The following is a 15461-nucleotide window of genomic DNA, read 5'->3' on the forward strand; positions in this document are numbered from 1 at the left end:
ACCGGGCCGGGTCCTGGACGTCCACGGGTCCGGTTGCCGCCGCTCGGTCAGGTCGCTCGTGGCACTGCCGCCGCGGTGACGAGGTGCTCGTCACCGGCGCTCCAGCGGCCGACGAGGGTCCGGAACGGCGGCCTCGGCACCAGAAGTTCGGCGAGGAACGACCCGTCCGGGCGGAGCGTGACCCGTGCCTGCTCGAACTCCAGGCGGCGCGCGGTGAGCGGGAACCAGACCTTGTAGACGGCTTCCTTGGTACTGAACAACAGACGGTCCCATGGGATTTCCGCGTGTGCTCGGCCCAGCGCCCGCAGCCACTCGCGCTCCTCGGGCAGCGAGATCGCCTCCAGCACCCCGGCCGGGAGCGGAAGCCGGGGTTCGGCGTCCACGCCGACGGACTGCCAGCGCCCGGCCGGCGCCACCGCCGCCGCGCGGTATCCGCGGCAATGCGTCATGCTGCCGACCACGCCTTGCGGCCAGACCGGTGCTCCGGCGGCGTCCGGAACCAGCGGCACCGGCGGGCAGCCGAGGCGTCGCAGCGCCTTGCGCGCACACACCCGAACGGAGGTGAACTCGCGCCGCCGCTCGGCGACGGCGTCCGCGACGACGGCGGCCTCCTGCGGGAAGAGCACGGCGACCGAGTCGCCGTGCAGTTCCTCGACCTCGACGCCTTCGGGCAGGATCGAACGCAGCACGTCGGTCTCACCCGACCAGGGCCGGCACCGCGACCCGGTACGGGAGCCGGGGCTGGGTGGCGCGCGCCTGCCACTCGCGCGGATAGCCGAGCGAGACCTCCTGGAACGGCACGCCGTCGTGCCAGGTGGTGCGCGGGATGTGGAGATGGCCGTAGACGACCGCCGCGACGGGGAAGCGTCGGTGCCAGTCGGCCGTGGCGGTGGTGCCGCACCACTGGGCGAACTCGGGATGGCGCAGGACCCGGGTCGGTTCGCGCACCAGCGGGTAGTGGTTGACCAGCACGAGCGGCGGGCCGGCCGGCACGGCGGCCAGGCGGGCCTCGGTGGCCCGTACCCGGGCCCGGCACCATGCCTCCCGGCTCGGGTAGGGGTCGGGGTGCAGCAGGTACTCGTCGCTGCAGACGATGCCGCTACGGCGGGCGTGGGCCAGGCCCTCGTGGGTGCTGCGCGCCCCGGGCGGGCGGAAGGTGTAGTCGTAGAGCAGGAACAGGGGCGCGATCCGCAAGGGGCCGCTCTCGCCGTCGAACACCGGGTAGGGGTCCTCCGGGGTGAGCACACCCAGGTCGCGGCAGAGCCGGACCAGGCCCTGGTAGCGGGCGACCCCACGGGCTGCGCCCGGGTCGGCGTCGTGGGTCCACAGGTCGTGGTTGCCGGGCGCCCACACGACCTTCGCGAAGCGGGCGGCGAGCAGTCCGAGGGCCCAGCGGATGTCCTCCTGCCGCTCGGAGACGTCCCCGGCGACCAGCAGCCAGTCGTCCGGCGTCGTGGGCCGCAGGGATTCGACGACCTTGCGGTTGCGGTCGAAGCCGATGTGCAGGTCGCTGACTGCGAGCAGGCGCCCGGCGCTCACCGGGCTCCTCCCCCGGACCGGGCGGCCAGCAGCTCCTTGGCGTAGGGGTGGGTGGGAGCGGTGAAGACCTCCTCGGCGGCGCCGGCCTCGACGACGCGCCCGCCCTGCATGACCACCACCCGGTCACTGATGTGCCGGATGACGCCCAGGTCGTGGGAGATGAACAGCAGGGCCGTACCGAGCTCGCGCTGCAGGTCGGCGAGCAGGTCGAGGATCTGTGCCTGCACCGAGGCGTCGAGCGCGGAGACGGGCTCGTCGGCGACTATGAGGTCGGGCTCGGGTGCGAGCGCGCGGGCGATGGCGACGCGCTGCCGCTGTCCGCCGGACAGCTCGATCGGCCGACGTCGCATCAGCTCGGGGGCCAGCCCGACGCGGTGCAGCAGCTCGCCGACCTGTTCGCGGCGGGCCCGGCCCCGGGGCGCGCCGGTGCGGGCGAGGGGTTCGCCGATGAGCCGCTCCACGTCCCAGCGGGGGTCGAAGGAGCCGAGCGGGTCCTGTTGGACTGCCTGGACGCGCAGTCGGCGGGGGCGGCGCTGCCGCTCGCTCAGGCCGCTCCACCGGTCACCGCCGAAGCGGACGGAGCCGCTGTCCGGCTCGACCAGACCGAGCGCGATCCGTGCGACGGTGGTCTTGCCGGACCCGGACTCACCGACCACACCCAGCGTCTCGCCGGGCGCGACCTGGAACGACACGTCGTGAACGGCGTGGTGGTCGGCTCCGTCGGCGCGGCGGTAGCGCTTGCCGACGGAGACGACCTCCAGCAGCGGCGCCGCGGTCGGCGGTGGAGCGGGGTCGGTCGCGACGGTGACGGCAACGGGGCGCGCGTAGGTGGCCGCGGCGGCCTGGCTGAGCGGATGGTGGCACAGCGAGCCGAGCGCGTCGCGGGACGGCAGGAAGGTGCGGCAGTCGTCGTCGGCCCGGGGGCAGGAGGCGGCGTAGGAGCAACCGTCCGGGCCCGGGGGCAGGCCCGTGCCCGGGGGCGCGGACAGGCGCGCTCCCTTGGCGTGGGCGCCGGGGACGGCGTCGAGGAGGCTGCGGGTGTAGGGGTGGCGGGGCCGGTTCAGCACCTGTTCGGCCGGGCCGGTCTCGACCAGCCGCCCGGCGTGCATGACGGCGACGTGGTCGGCGAGGCGGGCGACGACGGAGAGGTCGTGGCTGATCAGGACCAGGGCGGTGCCCGCGTCGCGCAGGCCGGCGAACAGGTCCAGGATCTGTGCCTGCACGGTCACGTCGAGGGCGGTGGTGGGTTCGTCGGCGATCAGCAGCTCGGGCCTGGCGGCCAGCGCCGAGGCGATCAGTGCCCGCTGGCGCAGCCCGCCGGACAGCTGGTGCGGGAACTGGCTGGCACGCCAGGCCGGTTCGGGCACGCCCGCGTCGGCGAGCAGCTCCTGCACGCGCTGCGGCACCAGCGGCCTCGGCACGGTGCCGTGGACCCGCAGTGGTTCGGCGACCTCGGCGCCCACGGTGCGCAACGGGTCGAGGGAGACCAGGGCGTCCTGGAGGACTAGGCCGATGCGGCGGCCGCGCAGGCCGCGCCACTCGCGTTCGCGCAGTGCGGTCAGGTCACGCCCGGCGAACTCCAGCCGGCGGGCGGCCACGTGTGCGCCGTGGCCGGCGAGGCCGACCAGGGTGCGGGCGGTGACGCTCTTGCCCGACCCGGACTCCCCCACCACGGCCAGGCACTGGCCTGCGTCGAGGGTGAACGACAGGTCGCGGACGACGCGTTGCGGGCCGAAGGAGACGGTCAGCCCCTCGACGGTGAGCAGGCTCATCGGGCGGTCCTCCGGGTGAAGCGGGCCTGCGCGCGGCGCCCCACGGCACCGACCGCGAGGACGGTCACGGTGATCGCGACGCCCGGGAAGACGGCCGTCCACCAGGCGTTGGCGAGATTGTTACGGCCCTCGGACAGCATCGTCCCCCACTCGGGTGCGGGCGGCTGCGGCCCGAGGCCGAGGAAGCTCAGCCCCGACGCGGTGATCAGTGCCGAGCCGAAGCCGACGGTGGCGAGCACCAGCACGGGCCCGAGGGCGTTGGGCAGCACGTGACGGACCACCAGGAGCGGCCTGGGCAGACCGAGACCCACAGCGGCCTCGACGTAGCCGGACCGGCGCACCACCAGCGTCTCGCCGCGGACGAGCCGGGCATAGCCGGGGGCGAAGGCGACGGCGATCGCGAGCATCACGTTCGAGGTGCCGGAGCCCAGCACCGCCACGGTGAGCAGAGCGAGCAGGATCGGTGGGAGCGCGAACAGCACGTCCGCGAGCCGCATCAGGGCCTGGTCGGCCCACCGGCCCCCGATACCGGCCAGCAGGCCGAGCACGGACCCGGCGGCGACGGACAGCACGGTGGAGCCTGCGCCGAGCAGCAGCGAGAGCCTGGCCCCGTACAGGACGCGGGCGAGGATGTCGCGGCCGAGCTGGTCGGTGCCGAAGGGGTGCGCGGTGCTGGGCGCCAGGAAGGCGTGAACGGGGTCGCTGATGTCAGGCTGTGCGGAGGTGAACAGTCCCGGCCATGCGGCTACCAGCACGAGCAGCAGCAGGACGGCGAACGCGAGCAGGCCCCCCGGCCCGCCCGCGCGGCGCGCGAGCGCGCGCAGCGCGGCGCCGGCCCCTGACGCCGAAGCGGCCACGGCTGGTAGGGCGGTCCCGGTCAGCGGCGCAGGGTCGACAGCAGCCCCTGCCGTCGAAGGGGCCTCGGGTTCAGGCCCGGACTCGGATGCCGGACAGGTCCCGGGCGCCGAACCGGACCCGGCCGGGAGCGCGGCGTCGGCGGCGGCCGCAGCCAGCGGCGCTGGGCCGGTGGTGGCGCGGACCTCGCGGTCGACGGGTGACATCGCCTCATCCCCTCCTCAGGCGCGGGTCGATCAGCAGGTAGAGCAGGTCCACGAGGGTCGAGATGACGACGAAGACCGAGGCGGACAGCAGCACCACCCCGACCACCAGCGGCATGTCCTTGTTCGTGGTCGCCTGCAGGGTCAGCGCCCCGATGCCGGGCCGGGCGAAGACCGCCTCGACCAACACCGCGCCGCCCAGCAGGGAGCCGGTGAGCCACCCGGTCAGGGTGACCAGCGCGGTGGTGGCGTGCCGCAGCGCGTGGCGCAGCCGCACCGCCGTGTCGCTGAGCCCCCGGGCGCGGGCAGTGACGGCGAAGGGCTGGCCGAGCGCCGTCTCCAGCCCCTCGCGCAGGACCTGACCGAGCACGCCGGCCAGCGGCAGTGCCAGTGTCAGCGCGGGCAGCACCAGTGCGGCGAAGCCGTCCGCGCCCGCGACCGGGAAGAGCCGCCAGTGGAACGAGAACAGGGTAAGCAGCACGATCCCGATCCAGTACGGCGGGCTGGAGACGCTCAGCAGCTCCGCGAGCTGCACGGCGGCCCGCGCCGCGCGTCGCCGTCCGGCGGTCGTGACGGCGGCGGTCAGGGCCAGCACCAGCGCGAACCCCATTGCGAGCACAGCCAGTTGCACCGTCGGCCACAGCTGCCCGGCGATCACGTGGGCGACGGGCTGCTGCAGCTGGTAGGACTCGCCCAGGTCTCCGTGGAGCAGTCGGCCCAGGTAGTGCAGGTACTGCTGGGCGACGGGGTGGTCCAGGCCGTACTCGGCCCTGATCCGGGCCCGCAGCTGCGGTGTCGCGGGGTTGCCGGGGCCGAGCATGACGGTCACCGGGTCGCCCGGGATCAGCTGCAGGGCGACGAAGGCCACGGTGGCCGCGCCGAGCAGCACCGCCGCGGCGCCGAGCAGGCGCTGCGCGACCGCGCCGAGCACCGCGCGGCTCCGGGAAGCGAGGAGGGGCCGGTGGCGGGCGTCGGCGCGGGCCCGGGTCAGGGTCGGGGCTGTCATGTCAGTTGCCCAGCCAGGCGTCGTAGAAGTCGGCCCAGGTGTTGGGGTCCAGGTGGAACCCGTGCAGCTTGCTGGTGGCGCCGATGGTGACGTTGTCGACGTAGACCGGGACGATCAGCGACAGGTCCACGGTGGCGCGGCGCTGGGTCTGCTGGTAGACCGAGGAGCGGGTGGCCGGGTCGAGGGTGGCCTCACCCTGGTCGGTCCACTGGTCCAGCTGGGCGTCCTTGTAGAAGGTGGCGTTCTGGCCGCCCTTGGCGGGCTCGCTGGCGCTGTTGAAGTACAGCCGCAGCACGTCCGGGTCGAAGCGGGCCCAGCTGTAGTCGGCGATGCCCTCCTTGCCGCCGTAGACCTTGGCGATGTAGGTGCCGATGTCGAGGCGAGGTCGGGTGATCTCGACGCCGATCTTCTTCAGGTCGCCCTGGATGGCCTGCCCGAGGACGTCGCGCTGCTCGCGGATGTACTGCTGCGGCATGAGCGGCCACTCGACGGTGAGCCGCTTGCCGTTCTTGGTGCGGTAACCGGCCGAGTCGCGGCCGGTCCACCCCGCCTGGTCGAGCAGCTGGTTGGCGAGGGCCGGGTCGAACTTCCAGGCGCCTTCCAGAGAGGCGTCGTAGTCGGGGGTGCTCGGGGACAGCGGACTCCAGGCGCGCTGGTTCACGCCGAAGTAGACGCTCTTGACGTCGGTGTCGAGGTCGATGCCACGCTGGATCGCCTCGCGGACCCGCTGGTCGTCGAGCGGGGCGACGGTGGTGTTGAGCACCAGGCTGTAGACGGCGCCGGGCGCCTTGCCGGCGTAGGCCTTCAGCTGCGGGTTCGCGGTGACCTGCTGCACCTGGACCGGCGGCACGGCGGCAGCCACCTGGATCTGACCGCTGGTCAGCGCGCCGACGCGGACGGAGTCCTCGGGCAGGAAGCGGACGGTGATCTGGTTCAGGTAGGCGGCGCCCTGGTGGGCGGCCGTGGCCGGACCCCAGTGGTAGTTCGGGTTGCGGGTCAGCACGGCGCTCTGGCCCTTGGTGTAGCCGGCGAAGACGTAGGGGCCGGTGCCGACGTCGTCCGGGCCGCCTGCCGCGAGGCCCGCCCCGTACTTCTTGATCGCCGCCGGGGAGTAGAAGCCCAGGTAGGGGGTGGAGGCGGCCTGGAGGAACGGCGCGAAGGACTGCGAGAAGGAGACCTTGACGGTGTAGGGGTCGACGACCTGGGTGCCGGTGTAGGGGCCGAGCAGGCTCGCCGCGTACTGGGACTTGGTGCTGGGGGCGACGATGTGGTCGAAGTTGGCCTTGACCGCGTCGGCGTCGAACTTGGTGCCGTCGGTGAAGGTGACGTCGTGGCGCAGGTGGAAGGTGTAGGTCTTGTAGTCGGACGACACCTCCCAGGAGGTGGCCAGCCACGGGTGGAAGCTGCCGTCGGCGCTCTGGGAGACCAGCGAGTCGAAGACGTTGCGCTGGATGGCGCCGGTGATGTCCTGCGGGCTGGCGTGGATGTCGAAGGAGACCGGCTCGGTGTCGACGGCGAAGACGATCGACCCGCCCTGGACGGGCTTGCCCGCGGCGTCGCCGCCGGGCGATGCCGCCGTGGTGCCGGAGCTGCAGGCGGAGGTCAGCGCGAGCGCGGTGGCCGCGGCGGCGAGCAGCGGCAGACGGACGAGTCTGGAGCGGGGCCGGCGTGCGCGGATGTTCAGGGCGTGCGGGCGGGCGGACATGAGCGGGTCTCCTCGAAACGGTGCGACGGCGTTGCGTCGATCTGCCTCGAACCTAGGAACCGGGCCCTGCCCGCGCAGACCCCTAACACACCCCTAGCGGACCCCTGTCCTGGCACGCCGAAGGGGTGCGGGGACGCCGCGAACGGCCGTTCCCCGCACCCCCGGTGACGCGTGGCGCGGACTACCCGAAGACGGGGAAGTGCGGGATCGAGCGGCGCAGCGCGATGCGCCAGCCGTCGGCGGTGGTGACCAGCACGTCGCGGTACTCACCGTTGTGGACGCCGCCGTCCGGCAGCAGGGCGAGGTAGCGGCTGCGGGCGTGGACCGTGCCGTCGTCCTGGGGCAGCAACAGGGTGTCCACGGTGTGGTGGTCGGGCGCGCCGGCCCCGAGGTCGCGGTGGAAGGCGCGGATCTCCGCGAGCCCGCGGTAGGTGCGGCCGCTGCCGGTCAGTTCGATGACGGCGTCGTCGCTGAAGACCTCGCCGAGCTCCTGGCTCTCGCGGTCGTCGAAGACGTGGGCGAAGCGCGCGAGCAGCTGTCGGATGCGCTCGGCGTCGTCGGCGGGAAGTTCCTTGCTCATGGCGGCTCCTCCTCAGGCCTCGGGGCCGGTCAGCTGGCTGACGATGCCGAGCCGGTCCGGCAGGACGTTGTAGCGGACGACCTTGCCGTCGCGGACCGTGACGGTGCTGATGCTGCGGCCGCTGAAGGCGCGCCCGGTGCCCGGGACGCCGAAGATCGTGCCGGTGTGGACGCCCTTGATGGTCCAGAAGACGATCACACGGTCCCCGTCGCCCTCGGCGACCAGGTCGTCGACGGTGACCTGGAGGTCCTCGACGCTGTTCCAGAGCCACTCGGCGTGGAGGCGGAAGTCTTCGCGGGTTCCGCTGCCGCCGACGCCGACGCGGGTCTCGTCGGCGGCGTCCGCCGCGACGATCTCCGCCAGTGCGTCGAGGCTGCGTCCGTTGACGAAGTCCTCGAAGTAGCGGCGGGCGACGGTCTTGTTGCGGTCCAGCTGTTCGGTGCTCAACTTCGCTCCTCTGTGGGGTGGGGTGGTGGCGTGCGCGGGTGTTTCAGCGGGTGGGGGCCGGCGGCGGGGGCAGGATGCCCCCGTTCGCGGACAGGCCCCCGTCGACCGGGACCGTGGCCCCGGTGACGTAGGAGGCGGCGGGCGAGGCGAGGAACCAGACCACCTCGGCCTGCTCGCGCGGGTGCGACCAGCGCTGGGCGGGGATGCGCCGGGCGATGGCCTGTCCGAAGGCGGGGTCGGCGACCTGGGCGGCGGTCAGCGCGGTGACGGTGCCGCCCGGCGCGATGGCGTTGATCCGGATGTTCTGCGCGGCGTAGTCGACGGCCGTGCCGCGGACCAGGTTGACGATCGCGGCCTTGCTGGCGTTGTAGGCCCACGTGTCCGGGTCGCCGCGCAGGCCGGACACCGAGGAGGTGGCGATGATCGCCCCACCGCCCGCCGCCCGCAGGGCCGGCACGGCAGCGCGGATGCCGAGGACGACGCCGCGCAGGTTGACGGCGATCAGCCGGTCGAACCGCTCGATCGCACCCGGCGACTCCAGCGGCCCCGCGCCGCCGATGCCGGCGTTCAGCACGGCGGTGTCGAGGCGGCCGAACACCGCGAGCGCCAGCTCCACGGCGTCCCGGTTGGCCTGCTCCTCGGCGACGTCGCCGACGAGGGTGACGATGCCGTCGCCGAGGTCGGCGGCCAGCTTGGCCAGGCCGTCGGCCTGGACGTCGAGGGCGACGACGCGGTGTCCGCGTTCGTGGAAGAGGCGCGCGGTGGCCTCGCCGATGCCGGAGGCCGCTCCGGTGACGAGGACGACGGGCTGGGGGTCTGCGGTCACTGCGGCGCTCCTGCCGGGTTCGGTTGCGGTGTTTCCAGGGCGGCCAGCCGGCGGCGGACCGCGGCGGCCGTGGTCGGAGTGTGCTGCTCCAGCAGCGTGAAGTGGTCGCCGGGGACATCGACGGTCTCCTGCGGGGCGACCGGCCAGTAGGCACGCCAGTCGTGACGACCCGTCGGGTCGACGACGGTGCCGCGCAGCGGGGTGTCGGCGCGCACCGAGAAGATGGGCGTGGTGACAGGTTCCGGCTGCCAGTTGGCGAAGACGTTGTTGTAGCCGCCCATGGCGGTGAGGCTGGTGTCGCTCCAGACCATGTCGTAGGCCTCGATGCGGTCGAGCATCCCGGTGAGCATGGACGTCAGCCACCACTCCCGCATGCCCTCACGGACGGCGCTGTCGATCGGGTAGGAGTCGATGAGCGCCAGCGCGCGGGGCGCGCGGCCGTGCTCCTCCAGCCAGGCGGTGACCGCGTGCGCGACGCAGCCGCCCATGGAGCGGCCCGCGATCGCGAACGGGCGTTCCTCGCCCACGAGTTCGAGGACGGTCTCGCCGTGCAGCCGGATGAAGGTGTCCAGGTCCGCCGGGATCGGGTCCTTCGGCGACCAGCCGGTCGAGGGCAGCACGAACACGTCCCGTTCGCCCTGGAAGGCGTGGCCGAAGCGGGCGTACTCGTGCGGCCCGGAGATGGCGCTCAGGGCCGGGAAGCAGAGCAGGGCCGTCTCGGCCGGACCGGAGGCGAGGCGGATCGGTTCCTTGCGGTGGCGGTCGCGTTCCTCGGCGCCGAAGCGGCCGCGGAGCGCGGAGGCGACCCCGATGAGCGCGGAGGCGTCGGCGAACCTTCCGTGGGCGGCGAGGCGGCGGTAGAGGGTGGAGAGGGGGTTGGCCGGGTCGTCGTCGGGTCCGGTCGGGACCTTGGACGCGGGTGTCTGGTCCGTCCCGGCCGTCCGGGCTGTCTGGAGTGCCTGGGCGTTCTCGGGCAGCAGCGTCAGCAGGTGCGTCGTCAGCTGGGCCGCGGTGGGGTGTTCGAAGGTGAGGGTCGGCGGGAGTCTCAGGCCGGTGGCCCGGCCGAGGGCGTTGCGCAGTTCCACGGCGCTGAGGGAGTCCAGGCCGAGGTCGTTGAACGGCCGCTCCGGTCCGACCGAGGCCGGGTCCGCGGCAAGCACCTTCGCCACCTCGGCGCGGATCAGGTCGAGCAGCGCGCTCTCGCGCTGCTCGGGCGGGAGCGTGAGGAGGCGGGCGGCGGCGCCGGTGTCGGTGACCTCGCCACCGGCCCGGCGGCGGGCGGCGCGGGGCGGACGGACCAGGGAGCGCAGCAGTGGGGGCTGCGTCCCGGTGCTCCGCAGGACCGTCAGGTCGAGTGGGACGGGAGCGACCTGGGCAGCGGGCACGCCGGTCGCCCGGTCGAACAGTCGCACGCCGTCCGCGTCGGCGAGCGGTCGCAGGCCGGCGCGCTCGGCGCGGCGCAGGTCGGCGGCGGCGAGGTGCGCGGTGACGCCACTGGGCGTGGCCCACTGGCCCCACGCCAGCGCCTGGCCCGGCAGCCCGTCCGCCCGGCGGCGGGCGGCGAGGCCGTCGAGGAAGGCGTTGGCGGCGCTGTAGGAGCCCTGGCCCGGGCCGCCCAGCAGCGCGGCGACGGAGGAGTACAGCACGAAGGCGTCCAGATCCTGGTCGGCCGTCAGCTCGTGCAGGTGCCAAGCGGCGTCGGCCTTGGCGCGCAGGACGGCGTCGAGACGCTCGGGGGTCAGGTCGAGGGCCAGTCCGTCGTCGACGACACCGGCGGTGTGGACGACGGCGGACAGCGGGTGCTCGGCCGGGACGCTCGCGAGCAGCGCGGCGAGCGCGGCACGGTCAGCGACGTCGACGGCCTCGATCCTGGTCTGCGCGCCGAGCGAGTCCAGGTCCTCGGCGAGCTGCTGGGCGCCCGGCGCGTCGGCACCGCCACGCGAGACGAGCAGCAGGTGCCGCACGCCGTGCTCGGCTGCCAGACGGCGAGCCAGCAGGCCGCCGAGCACGCCGGTGCCGCCGGTGACGAGCACGGTGCCTTCCGCGCTCCAGCGCGGCGCGACGCCCGGCTGCGGAGCGGCGCGGACGAGGCGGGGTACGAGGGCCACGCCGTGCGGCCGGAGCGCGAGTTGCGTCTCGCCTGCGGCGAGGGCGGCTGCGGCGGCGGCACGGATCGCGGCCTCGTCGACGCTTTCCGGGCCGTCCGTGGTGTCCACGAGCACGAGGCGGTCGGGGTGCTCGCTCGCGGCGGAACGCAGCAGTCCGAGCACGGCGGCCGCGACCGGGTCGGGCCGCTCCCCCGGCAACGCCGGGACGGCCGAGCGGGTGACGAACACGAACGGGTGCTGCGCGCCCTCGGTGAGGTGCTCGCGCAGCTGGTCGAGCGTGCGCGCGAGGGCGTCACGCAGCGCCTGCGGGGTGGCCCCGGCCTGAGGGGTGCCTTCGGGCGCCTCGGCGGTGCTGCCCTCGGCGGTGCCGGACAGCACCGGAACGGGCCAGGCGGAACCGGTCCGGGCGGGTGGCGCCGATCCCGGCTCTGCCTGGCTTTCGCCCTCCCGGGCGGTGTCGGCCGGGCCAGGATCGCGCGGCGCAGCCGCAGCCTGGGCGGGGTCGGCCCAGGCGATGCCCGCCTCGGCCGCGCGGCCCGCGTACAGGACCGGGGTGTCCGGCGGGAGCGGGATGACCGTGGGCGCAGCAACCAGTGGGCGCCACTCGACGGTGAACAGGTCGTCGGCCGTCGCGGCGAGCTGCGCCGCCGTCAGCAGGCGGGCGCGCAGGGCTGTGACGGAGACGACCGGCGCGCCGTGCTCGTCGAACCCGTCGACGGCGATCGACTCGGCGCCGGTACGGCGCAGGCGGACCCGAAGGCGCTCCGCACCGACGGCGTACAGGGTGACGCCCTCGTAGGCGAAGGGCAGCCGGCTGCTGCCGGACGGGGTGTCCCGCAGGTCGGCGTGGGCGGTGACGTGGACGGCGGCGTCCAGCAGGGCCGGGTGGACGCCGAAGCGGGCGGCTGCCGCGCGCTGCGCCTGCGGGAGCTCGACCTCGGCGTAGTAGATGCCGTCGTCGGCGCGCCAGGCCGCCTGGAGGCCGCGGAACGCCGGGCCGTAGGCGAGGCCGGCGGCGGCGAGCTCGGAGTAGACCTCCGCCACCGCGACCGACTCGGCCCCGTCGGGAGGCCAGGCGCCGAGGTCCGCGGGACCTGTCTCTGCAGCGGCTTCCAGCACCCCGGAGGCGTGCCGGGTCCACTCGTCCGCCGTGCCTGCCGCGTCTGCCGCGGCGGGACGGGAGTGGAGGGCGACCACGCGTCCGCCGTCCTCCTCCGCCGGGCCGACCGTCACCTGCAACAGGACCGCGCCCACCTCCGGCAGAGGCAGCGGCGCCTCGACGACCAGTTCGCGCAGCCGCGGCGAGCCCAGTTCCTCACCCACCCGGATGGCGAGGTCGATCAGCGCCGTACCGGGCACGATGGCCACGCCCTGGACCGCGTGGTCGGCCAGCCAGCCGTGGCTGCGGCGCGAGAGCGTGCCGCTGAGGGTGAGCGTGTCGGCGTCCGGGAGGTAGCTGAGCGTGCCCAGCAGTGGATGGTCCACGCCACCCGCGCCCGGCGCGGCGCCCGCGCGACGCGGCTCCAGCCAGAAGCGGCGCCGCTGGAACGGGTAGGTGGGCAGGGCGACGGGCCGCCGCGGGGCGTCGCCGAACAGCGGTGTCCAGTCGACGTGGTGACCGCCCGCGTACAGCTCGCCGAGCGCGCCGAGGAAGGTGCTCGGCTCGGGCCGGTCGCGTCGCAGCACGGACGTGACGCCCGCCTCCGGCAGGACGGCGGCGACGTGCGGCGTCAGGGAGGCGTCCGGGCCGAGCTCGACCACGGTGGTGGCCACGCCGTCGGCCAGCGCCAGCACCGCGTCGGCGAACCGGACGGGCTCGCGCACCTGCCGGGCCCAGTAGCGCGGGTCGGCGAGCTCCTCGGCGGTGGCCGGTCGGCCCGTCAGCGTGGAGACCAGCGGGATCGTGGGCGCGCCGAACCTCAGCCCGGCCGCGACCGTGGCCAACTCGTCCAGCATCGGGTCCATCCGGGCCGAGTGGAACGCGTGGCTGACGGTCAGTCGCCGGGTGCGCCGACCGCGCTCGGCGAGGGCGGCGGTGATCCGCGCGACCTCGTCCTCCTCGCCGGAGACCACGACGGCGGTCGGGCCGTTGACGGCGGCGATGCCCGCCCGTTCCCCCGCGCGCGCCAGCAGCTCGCGCACCTCCGCCTCGGTCGCCTCGACGGCCGCCATCGCCCCACCCGCCGGAAGCCGCTGCATCAGCCCGGCGCGGGCGGCGACCAGACGGGCGGCGTCCGCGAGCGCGAGGACGCCCGCGACGTGGGCCGCCGCCAGCTCGCCGACCGAGTGTCCGGCCACCGCGTCCACTCGCAGACCGAAGGACTCCAGCAGCCGGAACAGCGCCACCTCGACCGCGAAGAGCGCGGGCTGCGTCATCCCTGTGTCGTCCAGTCCGGCACCGGTCGCCAGGGCCTCGCGCAGCGAGCCGTCGAGCAGCGGGTCCAGCTCGGCCAGGACCTCCTCGAAGGCCTTCGCGAACACCGGGTGGGCGGCGGCCAGTTCCGCGCCCATCCCGGCGCGCTGGCTGCCCTGCCCGGAGAAGACGTAGGCGAGCCGTCCGCCTGTCGCCGCCTCGGGCAGGGGCGTCTGTCCGGACGCCAGAGCGCCGAGCCGGGCCACCAACTCGGTCCGGTCCGCGGCCACCACCACGGCGCGGTCACCCAGCCGGGTACGGCGGGTGATCAGGGTGTGGGCGACGTCGGCGAGTTCCGGCGCCTGCGGCGCTTCGAGCAGCGCCGCCAGCCGACGCGCCTGGTCACGTAGCGCGGGGCCGGAGCGGGCGGACAGCACGAACGGCAGCGGACCCGTGACCGCCCGCGGTGCCTCGTCCGCGGACGACGGCTCCTCGTCTGCCTGCTCCACGATCACGTGGGCGTTGGTGCCGCTCGCGCCGAAGGCCGACACGCCGATCCGGCGCGGCCCCTCGGTCTGCGGCCAGGTCCGCTGCTCGGTCAGCAGCTTGACCGTTCCGGCGGACCAGTCGACGATCGGGGTCGGCTCGTCCGCGTGCAGGGTGCGGGGCAGCACGCCGGCGCGCAGCGCCAGGACGCTCTTGATGACGCCCGCCACGCCCGCCGCCGCTTGCGTGTGGCCGATGTTGGACTTGAGCGAGCCGAGCCACAGCGGGGTCTCGCGGCTGCGGCCCTCGCCGTAGACGGCAGTGATCGCCTCGGCCTCGATCGGGTCTCCGAGCCTGGTGCCGGTGCCGTGGGCCTCGACCGCCTGCACGTCGCCCGCCGCGAGCCGGGCCGAGGCGAGCGCCTGGCGCAGCACGCGCTGCTGGGCGGGACCGCTGGGCGCGGTCAGGCCGTTGGACGCGCCGTCCTGGTTGACGGCCGAGCCACGCACCACCGCCAGCACCGGATGCCCGTTGCGGCGCGCGTCGGAGAGCCGTTCCAGCAGCAGTACACCGACGCCCTCGGCCCAGCCGGTCCCATCGGCCCCCGCCCCGAACGCCTTGCAGCGGCCGTCCGGGGCGAGGCCGCGCTGCCGCGAGAACTCGACGAAACCCTGCGCGGTCGCCATGATGCTGGCGCCGCCCGCCAGCGCGAGGTCGCTCTCGCCGCTGCGCAGCGACTGCGCGGCCAGGTGGACGGCGACGAGCGAGGAGGAGCAGGCGGTGTCGACGGTGATCGCAGGGCCTTCGAGGCCGAAGGTGTAGGCGATTCGGCCGGAGGCGACGCTGTCGAGGCCGCCGATGCCGAGGTAGCCCTCCAGGTCGGCGGGCGCGTCCTCCAGCCGGGGTGTGTAGTCGCTGCCCGCGATGCCGGCGAAGACGGCGGTGCGGCTGCCGCGCAGGCCGGTCGGGTCGATCCCGGCGCGCTCGATCGCCTCCCAGGCGGTCTCCAGCAGCAGCCGGTGCTGGGGGTCGGCAGCCAGGGCCTCGCGGGGCGAGATGCCGAAGAACTCCGGGTCGAAGGCGGCGGCGTCGACGAAGCCGCCGTGCCGGGTGTAGCTGGTGCCGGTGTGCTCGGGGTCGGGGTGGTAGAGCGCGTCGAGATCCCAACCGCGGTCGTCGGGGAACTCGGTGACGGCGTCGCGCCCGTCGAGGACGAGCTGCCACAGGGCCTCGGGGCTTTGCACGCCGCCCGGCAGGCGGCAGGCCATGCCGACGACGGCGACGGGTTCGCGGCGGGCCGACTCCAGGTCCTGGAGCCGGCGGGTGATCTGCCGGTTCTCGGCGACGGCCCGGCGCAGGTACTCGCGCAGCCGGGTCGCGTCCGCGGGCGGTGCGGTGGTCATGACGGTGGGTCTCTTCCTTCGGTGACGTGCGGGGCGGCGGAGGGTTCGCGGTCGCGGACGGGTTTCGCGCGCAGGTTCGCGGACGGGTCAGAACGGTTCGGCGCTGCGGTCCAGAAACTCGAACAGCTCCTCGTCCGAAGCGGTCTCCAGGTCCAGTTCGTCCTCGGGTGAGAGGCCG

9 protein-coding genes and 1 pseudogene are annotated in these 15461 nt (G+C 74.6%); all 10 read right to left on the reverse strand.

What is annotated here, in order from left to right; genetic code table 11:
* Window positions 1-47: 47 nt before the first annotated feature.
* Window positions 48-689 (reverse strand): 4'-phosphopantetheinyl transferase family protein, encoded by a 642-nt coding sequence (locus BMY61_RS24680; RefSeq protein ID WP_042444317.1) that lies wholly within the window; start codon window positions 687-689, stop codon window positions 48-50.
* Between the two features lie 7 nt (window positions 690-696).
* Window positions 697-1539 carry a metallophosphoesterase family protein gene (locus BMY61_RS24685; RefSeq protein WP_042444319.1) on the reverse strand — a complete coding sequence of 281 codons (843 nt, stop codon included), beginning with the start codon at window positions 1537-1539 and terminating at the stop codon, window positions 697-699.
* Window positions 1536-3311, reverse strand: a complete 1776-nt coding sequence (locus BMY61_RS24690; RefSeq protein WP_042444320.1) for a dipeptide ABC transporter ATP-binding protein — start codon at window positions 3309-3311, stop codon at window positions 1536-1538. Before BMY61_RS24690 ends, BMY61_RS24685 begins: the two co-directional genes overlap by 4 nt.
* Window positions 3308-4372, reverse strand: coding sequence for an ABC transporter permease (locus BMY61_RS24695; RefSeq protein ID WP_082014841.1), 1065 nt, complete (start codon window positions 4370-4372; stop codon window positions 3308-3310). Before BMY61_RS24695 ends, BMY61_RS24690 begins: the two co-directional genes overlap by 4 nt.
* A 4-nt stretch (window positions 4373-4376) precedes the next feature.
* Complete coding sequence (locus BMY61_RS24700; RefSeq protein ID WP_042444322.1) at window positions 4377-5375, reverse strand: ABC transporter permease; 999 nt, start codon at window positions 5373-5375, stop codon at window positions 4377-4379.
* Between the two features lies 1 nt (window position 5376).
* The gene (locus BMY61_RS24705; protein WP_082014842.1) at window positions 5377-7080 is read right to left on the reverse strand and encodes an ABC transporter substrate-binding protein; all 1704 of its coding nucleotides are present in this window, start codon (window positions 7078-7080) and stop codon (window positions 5377-5379) included.
* 181 nt (window positions 7081-7261) lie between these two features.
* Window positions 7262-7660, reverse strand: a complete 399-nt coding sequence (locus BMY61_RS24710) for a nuclear transport factor 2 family protein (RefSeq protein WP_042444324.1) — start codon at window positions 7658-7660, stop codon at window positions 7262-7264.
* Window positions 7661-7672: 12 nt separating this feature from the next.
* On the reverse strand, window positions 7673-8107 hold the full coding sequence (locus tag BMY61_RS24715; protein ID WP_042444326.1) for an ester cyclase: 435 nt from the start codon (window positions 8105-8107) through the stop codon (window positions 7673-7675).
* A 43-nt stretch (window positions 8108-8150) separates the two neighbouring features.
* Complete coding sequence (locus tag BMY61_RS24720) at window positions 8151-8933, reverse strand: SDR family NAD(P)-dependent oxidoreductase (RefSeq protein WP_042444328.1); 783 nt, start codon at window positions 8931-8933, stop codon at window positions 8151-8153.
* Window positions 8930-15169 (reverse strand): annotated as a pseudogene (locus BMY61_RS24725) (type I polyketide synthase); the annotation flags it as partial. The pseudogene BMY61_RS24725 and the gene BMY61_RS24720, both read right to left, overlap by 4 nt.
* Window positions 15170-15461: the final 292 nt, after the last annotated feature.

This window comes from Streptacidiphilus jiangxiensis (assembly GCF_900109465.1).
In the GTDB taxonomy this organism is placed as follows: Bacteria; Actinomycetota; Actinomycetes; order Streptomycetales; family Streptomycetaceae; genus Streptacidiphilus; species Streptacidiphilus jiangxiensis.